This is a genomic window from Lysobacter tyrosinilyticus (assembly GCF_054779815.1).
The window spans coordinates 342,651-355,526 of sequence record NZ_BAAGXN010000001.1; the positions used below are offsets into that span (position 1 = coordinate 342,651).

At 65.9% G+C, this 12,876-nt stretch carries 4 protein-coding genes and 2 pseudogenes; 5 read left to right on the forward strand and 1 reads right to left on the reverse strand.

From position 1 onward, the window contains the following. Positions 1–34: 34 nt before the first annotated feature. Positions 35–2,113, forward strand: a complete 2,079-nt coding sequence (gene glyS, locus ACYVGK_RS01490) for a glycine--tRNA ligase subunit beta (protein ID WP_460731459.1) — start codon at positions 35–37, stop codon at positions 2,111–2,113. Positions 2,114–2,122: 9 nt separating this feature from the next. Continuing rightward, the gene (locus tag ACYVGK_RS01495; protein WP_460731460.1) at positions 2,123–3,676 is read left to right on the forward strand and encodes a tetratricopeptide repeat-containing sulfotransferase family protein; all 1,554 of its coding nucleotides are present in this window, start codon (positions 2,123–2,125) and stop codon (positions 3,674–3,676) included. Positions 3,677–3,742: 66 nt separating this feature from the next. Here ACYVGK_RS01495 and ACYVGK_RS01500 read toward each other — a convergent pair whose 3' ends face one another. Continuing rightward, on the reverse strand, positions 3,743–6,520 hold the full coding sequence (locus tag ACYVGK_RS01500; RefSeq protein ID WP_460731461.1) for a TonB-dependent receptor plug domain-containing protein: 2,778 nt from the start codon (positions 6,518–6,520) through the stop codon (positions 3,743–3,745). A gap of 211 nt (positions 6,521–6,731) precedes the next feature. On the opposite strand from ACYVGK_RS01500, the pseudogene ACYVGK_RS01505 reads away from it, so the two are divergent. The 3 genes and pseudogenes from ACYVGK_RS01505 to ACYVGK_RS01515 all read left to right on the forward strand — a co-directional run. Continuing rightward, positions 6,732–7,013, forward strand: a pseudogene (locus ACYVGK_RS01505) (POTRA domain-containing protein); the annotation flags it as partial. Between the two features lie 123 nt (positions 7,014–7,136). Beyond that, a pseudogene (locus tag ACYVGK_RS01510) lies at positions 7,137–8,648 on the forward strand (autotransporter assembly complex protein TamA); the annotation flags it as partial. 180 nt (positions 8,649–8,828) lie between these two features. Continuing rightward, on the forward strand, positions 8,829–12,773 hold the full coding sequence (locus tag ACYVGK_RS01515; RefSeq protein ID WP_460731463.1) for a translocation/assembly module TamB domain-containing protein: 3,945 nt from the start codon (positions 8,829–8,831) through the stop codon (positions 12,771–12,773). Positions 12,774–12,876: the final 103 nt, after the last annotated feature.

A 12,876-nucleotide genomic window follows, 5' to 3' on the forward strand; every position in this document is an offset into this window, starting at 1 on the left:
CCGGAGGGAGAAGGGAACAAGCCAAGGCAACACCATGACCCCGATGCAACCGCTCCTGATCGAACTCGGCACCGAAGAGCTGCCGGTCAAGGCCCTTTCCAGCCTGGCCCAGGCGTTCTTCGATGGCGTGCTCGACGGCCTGAGCAAGCGCGGCATCGCCTTCGATCGCGATGCCGCCAAGCCGCTGTACACTCCGCGCCGTCTCGCGGTGGCGCTGCCCGGCGTGGCGCTGCTGCAGCCGGAGCAGACCTCCGAAGTGCTCGGCCCGTATCTCAACATCGCGCTCGACGCGAACGGCGAGCCGACCAAGGCGCTGCAGGGTTTCGCGCAGAAGGCCGGCGTCGAATGGACCGCGCTGGGCAAGACCACCGACAACAAGGGCGAGCGCTTCGTGCATCGCTCGGTGAAGCCGGGCGTCGCTACCGCGACGCTGCTGCCGGAAATCATCAACGAAGCTCTCGCCGCAATGCCGATCCCCAAGCCGATGCGCTGGGGCGATCACGACTACGGCTTCGCCCGTCCGATGCACTGGCTGGTGCTGCTGCTGGGCAAGGACATCGTCGATGGCGAAGTGCTCGGCATCCGCGCCGACCGCATGAGCCGCGGCCATCGCTTCATGTTCGACAAGCCGGTGTGGATCAACAGCGCCGGTGAATACGTCGAAGCGCTGCGCGGCGCCAAGGTGCTGGCCGATCCGGACGAGCGCCGCGCGCGTATCGTGCGCGAAGTGGAGGCCGCCGCCGACAGCAGCGGCGGCGTCGCCCACATCGATGCCGGCGTGCTGGAAGAAGTGAACGGCCTCACTGAATGGCCGAAGGCGATCGCCTGCAGCTTCGAGCGCGACTTCCTCGCGGTGCCGCAGGAAGCGTTGATCGCGACGATGCAGGACAACCAGAAGTTCTTCCCGGTGCTCGACGACGCCGGCAAGCTGAGCGAACGCTTCATCGGCATCGCCAACATCGAATCGAAGGACGAAGCCGAAGTCCGCAAGGGCTACGAGCGCGTGATCCGTCCGCGCTTCGCCGATGCGCAGTTCTTCTTCGTCGAAGACATGAAGCAGGGTCTGGCCTCGATGGCGCAGGGCCTTTCGAACGTGACCTACCAGGCCAAGCTCGGCACGCTCGCCGACAAGGTCGCGCGCGTGGCGACGTTGGCCGAAGTCATCGCGGGCCAGGTCGGCATCGATCCCAAGCTCGCGCGCCGCGCCGCCGAACTGTGCAAGGCCGACCTGCAGTCGCGTCTGGTCAATGAATTCCCGGAACTGCAGGGCATCGCCGGCCGCTACTACGCTGCGGTCGAGCACGAACCGCTGGAAGTCGCCAACGCGATCGACGAGGCCTACATGCCGCGCTTCGCCGGTGACGCCATTGCCCCGTCGAAGCTGGGCCAGGTGCTGGCGATTGCCGAGCGCCTCGACACGCTCGCCGGTGGCTTCACCGCGGGCCTGCGCCCGACCGGCAACAAGGATCCGTTCGCGTTGCGTCGCAACGCGCTGGGCCTGGCGCGCACGCTGCTCGAAGGCGGCTTCGACCTGTCGGTCGCCGAACTGCTGCAGCGCGCGCTGACGCTGCAGCCGGTGAAGCCGGGTCCGAACGACGCCGACCTGTTCGAGGTGTGCGAGGAGTTCGTCTACGACCGCCTGCGCGGCTACTACGAAGACGTGCCGAGCGTGCAGTTCGAATCGGTCAACAACATCGCGCATCAGTCGCTGCCGGACTTCGACCGCCGCCTCAAGGCGATCGGCGAATTCGCCAAGCTGCCCGAGGCCGAAGCACTGGCCGCCGCCAACAAGCGCATCCGCAACATCCTGAAGAAGGTCGACGGCGAACTGCCGACCGCGATCGATCCTGCGCGCTATACCGAGGCAGCCGAACGCGAGCTGGGCGACGCGGTGGACGCGGCCATTGCCGAGACCGATCCGCAGCTGGCGCAGCGCGATTACGTCGCCGTGCTCGGCCGTCTCGCGCGCCTGCGTCCGCAGGTCGATGCGTTCTTCGACAAGGTGATGGTCAACGTCGACGACATGGCCGTGCGCAACAACCGCCTGGCGTTGCTCAAGCGCTTGAGCGACCGGCTGGGTAGTGTCGCGGCGATCGAGCATCTGTCCATCTAGCCCCGACGCATGACGACCGCCGCTGCCTCCTGGTTCCAGGCACAACAAGCGTTGGCAGCGGGCAACATGGCGGTGGCGCGCCAGTGGCTGGAAGCCACGCTCGCCGCCGACCCGCACCACGCGCAGGCGCATGTGATGCTCGCGGGGGTGGCGTTGTCACAGCAGCGCTTGCGCGACGCGAGTGCGCAGCTGCTGGAAGCCGCGCGACGGCCGCCGGCCGACGCCGCTCAGCTGCAACGGCTGGTGCAGGCACTGCTGCGGGTGGGCGAGGTGGTGGCCGCGAAGCAATGCCTGGCCAGTCCGGTGATCGCGCGCTGCAGCGAAGGGCGTGTGCTGGCGCAGATCGCCCATTTGCACCAGCAGATCGGCGACCACGCCACGGCGCTCGCGCTGATGGATCGCGCGCGCGACGCGGGTTTCGACAATCCCGACTTCCGCTATTTCCGCAGCATCCAGCTGCAATTCAACGGCCGCCTGGATGAGGCGCGCGAAGAACTGGAAACATGCCTGCGCATGGGCCCGACCTTTGGGCGCGCGTCGCTGACCCTGGCCCGATTGCGCAAGCAGACGCCCGACTCGAATCACCTCGCGTTCATTCGTGCGCAGCTGACACGGGTTGCGTCGGGTAGCGAAGACCACGCCGCGTTCGAGTTCGCCCAATACAAGGAACTCGAAGACCTGGGCGACTTCGATGGCGCCTGGAATGCGCTGCAGCGCGCCAACGCGATCATGTTCCGCCGCCAGCGTTACGACGCGCAGGCGCGAAAGCGGGATACCGATATGCTGATTGCGCGGTTCCAGGGCGAGTTCGCCAAGCCGGCGGACGTCGCGCATCCGGGACCCACGCCGATCTTCATCGTGGGGTTGCCACGTTCCGGCACTACCCTGCTGGATCGCATCCTCGGCAATCATTCGCAGGTCACGTCCGCGGGTGAGCTGGGCGATTTCGCACAGCAGCTGCAGTGGGCTGCGGATCATCCGGCACGCCAGCTGCTCGACGAGTCGCTGCTGCAGCGGCTGCCCGATGTCGATTTTGCGGAAATCGGGCGCCGCTATCTGGCCCAGACGCAGTGGCGCGCCGCAGGGCGTGCCTACTACATCGACAAGCTGCCGCCCAATCACCAGCTGGCTGGCCTGATCGCAAAGGCGTTGCCGCACGCGCCGATCCTGCACATGGTCCGCGACCCTATGGACGTGTGCTTCTCGAACTACCGCGCGCTGTTCGGCGACTCGTATCCCTACAGCTATGACCTGGGCGCGCTGGCCAATCACTACCGCGAGTACCAGCGGCTGTCGGCGCACTGGCACCGCACCATCCCGGGACGCATCGTCGACGTGTCCTACGCCGAGCTGGTTCGCGATACGGAGAAGGTGGCTCGCTCCGTGTTGGCCGCGTGCGGCCTGGCCTGGGAGGCGGATCTCACAGACCTGTCGCGCAACGATGCGCCGGTGGCCACGCTGAGCAGCGCGCAGGTGCGTGAGTCGGTGCACGCGCGTTCGATCGGCGAGTGGCGGCGCTATGAAAGGCAGTTGGCGCCATTGGCCGAGATGCTGCAGGTCTAGAATCTCTTCCTGCCGCGGAAACAAGAAGGGCCGGCGATTGCCGGCCCTTCTTGCGTTTGGAGCTTGTTACTTTTTCTTCTGACCGAAGCGCCAGTCGAACTCCAGCCAGAACGAACGGCCGTAGCCGTTGTAGTTGAAGCTGTTGTAGTACGGATACGACGTCCAGCTGTCGTCCTTCGGCGCGCCCTTGTCGGCGATGTTGTTGACGATCAGGCTCACCGACATGTCGTCGGTGAAGCGGTACTTCACGCTGCCGTTGAACAACTCGTACGAGGAGACCTTGCTTTTCGTCCCGTTGGTCGGGTCGTTCTGGGCGTCGAAGTCGTAGGTGGCCGGATACCACACGCCGTACAACGTGGTCGAGAAGCGGCCGATCTCCCAATCGACGTTGGCCGACAGCACCTGCTCGAATTCGGACGAGAGGTACGGGCTGTCGAGCAGATCGAAGTTCGGATCGCCGGGGAACTGCTGGTAGGTGTGATCCAGCGTGCGGTTGTAGTTCACGCCGAAGCCGAACGTACCCAGGCCGGCCGTCTCCAGACGGTAGTCGGCACCCGCCGTGACGCCCTTGACCCGTTCCTTGGAGATGTTGATCGGGTTGATGGCGATGGTGGAGATGCCGCCGCTCAAGGTGCTGCGGGTGATGCGGGCCAGGGCATCCACGCAGGTGGGCGAGGTGATCGAGAGCACGCCGAGGCGGCAGGCCGACTCATCCTGCAACAGCTGATCGACGTTCAGGTCGCTCACCTCGTTCTCGATCTTCACGTCGTAGTAGTCGGCATGAAGATTGAAGTTGGAGTTGGGCGACCAGACCGCACCGTAGCCCCACGATTCGGCCGTGATCGACTTCAGGTCGCGATTGCCCTGGCGTTCGCCGAAGTACTGCGAACCGGTGAAGGAGCAGTCCTCGATCGGCACGCCCGGTTCCTGGGTGGCGCAGCGGTAGTAGTCGGTGGCGGACGAGAAGAAGCCGCTGGGCCCGGCGAAGATGTACGCCATGTCGGGCGCGCGGAACGCGGTGGCCCAGTTGGCGCGCAGCAGCAGCGAGTCGAACGGTCGGAACTCGAAGCCGACCTTGGTGGTCGCCTTGGAATCGCCGCTCGCGCCCACGTTGCCGTACCGGTCGTAACGCGACGAGAAGTCGGCCGTCAGCATCTTGGTGAGCGGAACGCGGAACTCCACGCCCAGCGCCTTGTTCCAGCGTTTGCCGGCGCCCGAGGTGCCGGTCAGGCCCCAGAACTCGTTATTGATCACGCGCGGATCGGTCGGGTTCTCCCAGCTCTGGTACCCACCTTGCAAGAGCAGCGCGACGCCGACCGGGCCGGCCGGCAGCTCGAACAGGTTGCCGTTGGTGAACGTCGCGTTGACCGTATGCGTCCAGGTCTTGGACTTCGACTGGATCAGCCCCTGGAAGCTCATGTACTCATCGGGAGTGATCGCGCGATAGAAGTTCGCGTCGGTCGGGGCGTAGATCGGATAGCCGTAGTAATCGCCCAGCTTCGGGCCGAGGAACATGTCCTCGAAGAAGCCATCGACCTTGTCCTTCAGCGCCCACAGCTGGCGATCCTTCAAGTGGTACTCGGAGCGAGCGTAGTAGACGTCGTAGTCCCAGTTGCTGTCGCCGATGCCGCCGCGTGCACCGAAGGCCGCGTTGTACGAGTGCGAGATCACATGCTCGTCGTTGGTGTGCCGGCCGGTTTCTTCGGGCGCGAAGATCTTCTGGAACAGCTCGAAGTTGCCGAATGCGGTCTGCGAACCCGGACCCGCCGTATTGGCGTTGACGAAGAAACCGTCGGTGCCGATCGAGGTTTCCCAGAAGCGGTTGCCGCCGTTGAACGAGGTGTGGTCGTAGTTGTAGAGCAGACTGGCGTACAGCTCGTCGTCGTCGGTGACGGCGTACGTGGCATTCAAGTAGCCGGTGGCCGACTCATCCTTGTTGAGGATGGTGGTGTAGCCCGGTTCCTCGCGGCTGCCGCAGTAGAAGCCGCGTCCGGGGCGGTTGTCACGAATCATCGTGCCGCCGAACAGGTTGCTCATGCCGTCGCAGGCGGCCTGGCCCGGATCGATATAGGTCGACGGGAAGGTCAGGTGCAATACCGCACGCGAACCGTAGCGCGCGTTGGGATTCGGGTTGTCGTTGGTCGAATTGAAGTCGTCGCGATCGGCCGCGTAGATCGGATCCTGACGGCCAAGCTGCACGCCATAGACCAGGTTCAACTTGTCCCAGCTGGTGCCGCCGATGAACTGCAAGCGCTGGTTTTCGCCGCCGCCCTGGCTGTAGCCGCCGGCACGGATGCTCAGCTCGTTGCCGTCGAACTTCTTCTTGAGAATGATGTTGACGACGCCGGCGATCGCCGCCGAGCCATAGATCGACGACTGGTTGCCCGGCAGGATGTCGATACGTTCGACCATGCCGGTCGGGATCGTCGAGAGATCGACGAAATTCGATTGGCCGTTGTAGAGCAGCGGATAGTCCGCCAGTGGACGGCCGTCCATCAGGATCAGCGTGAAGCCTGGAGACAGGCCGAGCAGACTGATGGTGGTGGCGCCCGTAGTGAAGCCGCCCGAGAACTGGTTGTCCTGGACGGCACCGGTCGCAAGCGGTTGCGCGCGCAGCACTTCGTACACGTTCCTGAAGCCCTGGCGATCGATGTCTTCCGACGTGATCTGGATGACCGGGTTCGCGTTCTCAACCTGCACCTGTGGAATCAGCGAACCCGTCACCACGACGGCATCGATGTCCGTTGCTGATTTCTTCTCTTGTGGCGTATCGGCGTCCTGTGCCCAAGCAACCGGACTTACCAAAGCCGCGCAGACGGCGGCCGCTAACAGCTTGCGATTCATGTGTTCTTTCCCCTTTAACGGACAGCCCGACCAGACGGTCAAAATGAAGTGCGAGAGGTACGAAAGCCGGCGGCCCACGCCGGAGGACGAGTGAGAGATCCCGGGTCGAGGCTACGATAAGTTAACGAGCGTCACAATCTGCCGGGGCCATCGGGCCAGCGATCGACAGGCGTTTTCTCGAAGATCCGGTTGAAGCCGGTATCCTGCCGGGATGCGCTTTCCCCCCCGTTTCCTCGCCGCAGGACTGGCGGTCTTTGCCTGCAGCACCCAAGCCGCCACCGTCTCGAGCGTGGAAATCCGCGGCGTCGACGAGCTGATGAGCCAGAACGTGCGCGTGTCCCTGTCGCTGGTGGACGCCATCGGCAAGGACATTTCCGGCCGCCGCCTGACCTATCTGCTGCGCGAGGCGGAGAGCGAAACGCGCGAGGCCTTGGAGCCATTTGGCTACTATTCGCCCAATATCGTCGTCGAACGTACCCGTAACGGGGAGACTTCGACTGTCGAGTCGGCTTCCGGGTCGCCCGACGCCGATGCCGCCGATGCCGATGCCGACGAGGACGCCACCGTTGCCGGCGGCACCGAGCCAGCGTCGCCGCGCAGGGCCGGTACCGCGCCCGTCACCGTGACCATCACGGTGGAGCTGGGCGAACCCGTCACCGTGCGCCGTTCGAACGTCGCGATCGAAGGGGCCGGCGGCAAGGACAAGTACCTGCGCGCGGACCTGGGCGAGTTCCGGCCACAGGAAGGCGACGTCTTCGACCACACCCTGTACGAGGCGAGCAAGGCGCGCATCACCCGGCGCCTGGCCGAGCGCGGCTATTTCGATGCCGATTTCGTCACCCGCCAGGTGGCCGTGACCCGGGCTGAAAGCGCGGCCGACATCGACCTGGTCTGGGACAGCGGCGCGCGCTACGACATCGGCGCGACCACCGTGGAGCAGACACCGAAGCACATCATTCGCGACAGCCTGATCCAGCGCCTGATCTATTGGGAAGAAGGCAGCTACTACCACCAGGGCAAGCTCGATCGTCTGCGCGAATCGCTGGCGCGACTGGATTATTTCGCCGGCATCGACATCCAGCCGCATCCGGAAAACGCCGCGGACGGGCAGGTGCCCGTCACCGTCACGCTCACGCCGGCCAAGCGCAGCATCTACACCGCGGGTCTCAGCTACGGCACCGATAGCGGCGCGGGTGTACGGCTGGGACTGGAGCGGCGCTATCTCAACGATCGCGGCCACAAGCTGCTCAGCCAGATCGACTGGGCGGAAAAGCGCAAGACCGCCACGGTGCAGTACCGTATTCCCGCCTTCACCTGGCTGGATGGCTGGTACACGATCGGCACGCAGTTCTACGACGAACAGAGCGACTACCTCGACACGCGCAAGATCGAGCTGGTCGGCAGCCGCAGCGGCGAGGTCAACGAGCGGCTCAACGCCGTCGCATCGATCCATGCATTGCGCGAGCGTTGGGCATTCGCCGCCGAGGACAGCGGCAACGTCGACCCCAGCACGCCGGCGCCGGTGGTCTACAACTACGCGACCTTCCTGTATCCCTCGCTGCGCGGCGAATACATCGATGCAGACAACCGCATCTTCCCGCGCAAGGGCATCGGCCTGACCCTGGAACTGCGCGGTGGCCTCAATGGGTTGGGCTCGGACGCCAGTTTCCTGCAGGCCTGGGGCGTGGGCCGCTGGTACCAGGGCATGGGGAAGTACAACCGCCTGATCCTGCGCGGCGAGGCCGGCTACACCTTCACCAACGGACTGGTCGACATGCCGCCGAGCCTGCGCTTCTATGCCGGTGGCGATCGCAGCATTCGCGGCTACGCCTATCGCGAGGTCGGACCGACACTGGTCGCGGGCGGCAAGACCTACGCAAAGGGTGCGAAGAACGTGCTGACCGGGACGGTCGAGTTCGAGCATTACTTCAACGACAGCTGGGGCGCGGCCGCGTTCGTGGATGGCGGCGACGCCTTCAACGAGGACCGGCCCGACTTCCATACCGGCGTCGGCCTCGGCCTGCGCTGGCGTTCGCCGGTGGGACCGGTGCGCCTGGACATTGCGCACGGCTTGTACTCGCCAGATTCGCAATACGAGATCTACCTCAACATCGGTGCAGACTTGTGACGGCGTCGCGCACGCTTTGTAGAGCGGAGCTTGCTCCGCTGCTTCCCTGTCATGGCAGCTGTAGATCCGAGCCCGCTCGGATCGCTTTTCGCGCAGGCCTCCACGCAAGCAAGAGCAGCGGAGCAAGCTCCGCTCTACAAAACAACGGGTACCGGACGGATCGGTAAGGCGTAATTCGAGATGACGAACAAGCGGCCCCCGACGCAGACGATGACCCCGGATGAGCACGACGCGCGCATCGCCGAACTACGCGCGAAGCGCCGTGCGCGGATGCGGTACCTAGCCGTGCGCGGCAGCCTGGTGGCCGGAGTGCTGACACTCGGCTGCGCGGCGTTGCTGTACTGGCTGCTCGCGACCATCGGCGGTCGCAACGTGCTGCTTGCGCAGATCCAGCAACGCCTGCCGGCCGAAGCACACCTGAGCTGGGAACGCGCCGAAGGTCCGGCCTCGGGTCCGCTGGTGCTGCACGGCGTGCACTTCACCTATCTGATGACCGACCGGCACGGCCAGCGCGATCCGGCGCATCCGCGCCTGCTCGAATTCACCGCGAAGCGGGTGATGCTCGATCCGGCGCTGCGGCCGCTGCTCGGGCGGTTGCTGCGACTGGACGCATTGCAGCTGGAAGGCGCCACGCTGGAGATTCCCGAGAGCGACGAGCCGTTCGAGCTGCCGCGCTGGCCTGAATCGCTGCCGCGCATCAATCCGCCGCTGGCGTTGCAGGCCGACGATGTGCGCGTCGATGGCCTGCGCATCACCCAGGCGCGCAAGCCGGTGATCGATATCCGCCACCTGCGCGCCGGTGTCGATGCACGCAGCGGCAAACTGCATGTGGAGAAGCTCGACGCGGACACCGATCGCGGTCGCTTCACCCTGCACGGCGATTACGTGCCGCGCGATGACTACCGCATGGACCTGGTCGCCACGGCGGTGCTGCCCGCGGAGATGGGCACGACGTCGCCGCGGCTGGGACTGGTGGCCCGCGGCGATCTCGCCCGCATGGACATCGGCCTCGCCGGTCGCGCGCCCGCACCGGTGCGCGCGACGCTGACGGTGCGCGGCAAGGAGCAGCCGCGCTGGAATCTGCACGCGCAATCGGAAGCGCTGGATCTCGCGCTGCTGACGGAAGGCCGACCCTCCGGCTCACCGCTCGCATTGCGCTTCGATGCCGATGGCGTCGGCGGCGAGATGAACCTGCGTGGCGATTTTGCCTACGGCGATCCGAAGCGGGGCACGCTCAACGCGACCGTGTTGCCGTCGCGGTTGCGCATCGAGAACCAGATCCTCGAAGCCAAGCCGCTGGCGCTGCGCATCTTCGACGGTACCGCCACGCTGCGTGGCCGCGCCGACTTCAACGATCCGGAAAACGCCACACTGCGTTTCGCGATCAACGCGCGCGACCTGCGATGGGGCGGCGCGAAGCAGACTCCGAAGACGCCGCAGCAGGCGGCGCGCGATACCCCGATGATCGGCGCCGACGCCGACCTGGGCATCGCCGGCACATTGCAGCAGTGGGCCGCGATCGGTCGCGCCACGCTCACGCGCGAAGGCGAGCGTGCGCAACTGCGTTTCGACGCGCGCGGCAACGATAGCCGCATGAACCTGAAGACGCTGCATGCGCAGATGCCGACCGGTGCGCTGGATGCGACCGGCGACGTCGCATGGCAGCCCGAGCTGGGTTGGAACCTCAACGCCACGCTGGATGGCTTCGACCCAGGCTACTTCGCGCCGGACTGGAAGGGCGCGCTACGCGGTCGCCTTAGCACGCGCGGAACCACGCGCAGTGATGGCGGCCTGGATATCGCCGTCGATGCGCCGCAACTCACGGGGCGTCTGCGCGGCCGCCCATTGCAGGGCCGCGGCCGCTTCCTGATGCGCGGCGCACCGGCGCAAGGCGGGCAAGATGCGTACGAAGGCGATGTTGCGCTCACTCTCGGCGGCAGTCGCATCGATGCCAAGGGCAAGGTGACGAACACGCTAGCGATCGACGCGAAGTTCGAACCCCTGCAACTCAACGACCTGCTACCCGACGGCGCCGGCACCTTGCGCGGCACCTTGAAACTCACCGGTGCGCGCACCGCGCCGGACATCGACGGCGATCTGGTCGGCACGGGCCTCAGCTATGCCGGCTATCGCGCCGACAGTGTCAGCGTGCACGGCCGCCTGCCGTGGCGCGGTGGCAATGGTGCGCTGGCGATCCATGCGCAGGGCCTCGATGTCGGCACGCCGATCGATGTGCTGACCCTGGACGCGCGCGGTGCGGTGGAGAACCTGCAACTTCAGGGCGAAGCGCGCGGCGAACTCGGCACGCTGGCGCTCAGCGGTCACGCGAGCAAGCGTGGCAACACCTGGCAGGGCACGTTGGCATCGCTGCAGCTCGCACCGGTGAAGGGCGCGCAGTGGCAGTTGCAGCAGGCAGCCGCGTTCCGTTGGGATGGTCGCAGCGGTGCGTTGTCGAATGCCTGTCTCGCTTCGAGTGGTGGCGGTTCGTTGTGCGCGAATGCCGACTGGCCGCGGCACGGCCTCGACGTGCGCGGTGAAACGTTGCCGCTGGCGTTGGTGCTGCCGTACCTGCCCGAGCGTAGCGACAAACGTCCGTGGATACTGCGCGGCGACATCGATCTGACCGCGCAACTGCGTCCGGTCGGAACGGGCTCGTCAAAAGCAGCCTGGCGCGGCAATGCGCATGTCACGTCGACCAGCGGCGGCATGAAGTTCAGCGAGCGCTCGCGCACCGAGATCGTGCGGTACGACCATCTCGATCTGAGCGCCAGCTTCGATCCGCAGCACGTCACGGCCGAGCTGCACAGCACACTCAACGACGACGGCCACGTCGACGCGCGCATTGCCACCGGCTGGGATCGCTACGCGCCACTCGCCGGCGAGATCGGTATCGACACCGATGAGCTGACGTGGATGGAGCTGTTCTCGCCCGACATCGTCGAGCCCAAGGGGCGGCTGGAAGGCCGCGTCAGCCTGTCCGGCACGCGTGCACAGCCGCTGCTGGGCGGCAACGCGCATCTCACCCGCTTCACCACCGAACTGCCGGCGCTCGCGATCGTGCTGCAGGACGGCGACGTGCGCCTGGATGCCTTGCCCGATGGCACCGCGCGCATCGCCGGTCGCCTGCGTTCGGGCGAAGGCACGCTCAACATCGACGGTTCGCTCGGCTGGCAGGGCGATGACACACCACTGGTGTTGTCGCTCAAAGGCGACAACGTGCTGCTCTCGGATACCCGCGACCTGCGCGCGGTCGCCAACCCCGACGTGCAGGTGCGCTATGCGGCGAAGCAACCGCTGCAGGTGACCGGTACCGTGACCGTGCCCTCGGCGCGCATCGACCTGGAACGCCTGGATGAAGGCGTATCGACGTCGCCGGATGTGGTCGTGCTCGATCCCGTTAATCCGGAAGACACCGGCGATTCGCCGCTCGACATGGACCTGACCATCGCGTTGGGTCAGGACGTGAAGCTGGCCGGCTTCGGTCTGGATGGCTCGCTCGGCGGACGCCTGCACGTGCGTGCGCGGCCAGGCCGCGAAATGATCGCCAGCGGCCGTCTCGACGTCGCTGGCCGCTATCGCGCCTACGGACAGAAACTGCAGATCACCCGCGGCGAACTGGTGTGGTCGAACAGCCCGGTTGCCGATCCGATCCTCAACATCCGCGCCGAGCGCGAAGTCGGCCCGGTTACGGCCGGCATCGATGTCACCGGTCGCGCCGCATCGCCGCAGGCGAAGGTGTGGAGCAATCCAGCCACTTCGCAATCCGAGGCGCTGTCCTATCTCGCGCTGGGCCGGCCGTTGTCGAGCGCGAGCGGCGACGAAAGCCGCCAGCTCAATGCAGCGAGTGCGGCCTTGTCCGCGGGCGGCAGCCTGCTCGCCTCGCAGCTGGGCGCGAAGATCGGCCTCGACGATGCCGGCGTGATGGAAAGTCGCGCGCTGGGCGGCAGCGTATTCGGCGTCGGCAAGTACCTGTCGCCGAAGTTGTATGTCGGTTACGGCGTGTCGCTGCTCGGCACCGGTCAGGTGCTCACGTTGAAGTACCTGTTGCGCAAGGGCTTCGACGTCGAAATCGAATCGAGCACACTCGAGAACCGCGCCTCGATCAACTGGCGCAAGGAAAAATAAGCTCGGAGTGCCGTGCCTGCGCGGCAGTTTTTTCTGGAGCCCTGATGCAAAAAGCCCCGGCCGAAGCCGGGGCTTTCACCATGCGTCGGCCGGCTCGCAACGA

Coding starts and splice junctions, on each gene's coding strand:
- ACYVGK_RS01495 (WP_460731460.1), top strand. CDS start 2,123: ATGACGACCGCCGCTGCCTCCTGGTTCCAGGCACAACAAGCGTTGGCA.
- glyS (WP_460731459.1), top strand. CDS start 35: ATGACCCCGATGCAACCGCTCCTGATCGAACTCGGCACCGAAGAGCTG.
- ACYVGK_RS01500 (WP_460731461.1), bottom strand. CDS start 6,520: ATGAATCGCAAGCTGTTAGCGGCCGCCGTCTGCGCGGCTTTGGTAAGT.
- ACYVGK_RS01515 (WP_460731463.1), top strand. CDS start 8,829: ATGACGAACAAGCGGCCCCCGACGCAGACGATGACCCCGGATGAGCAC.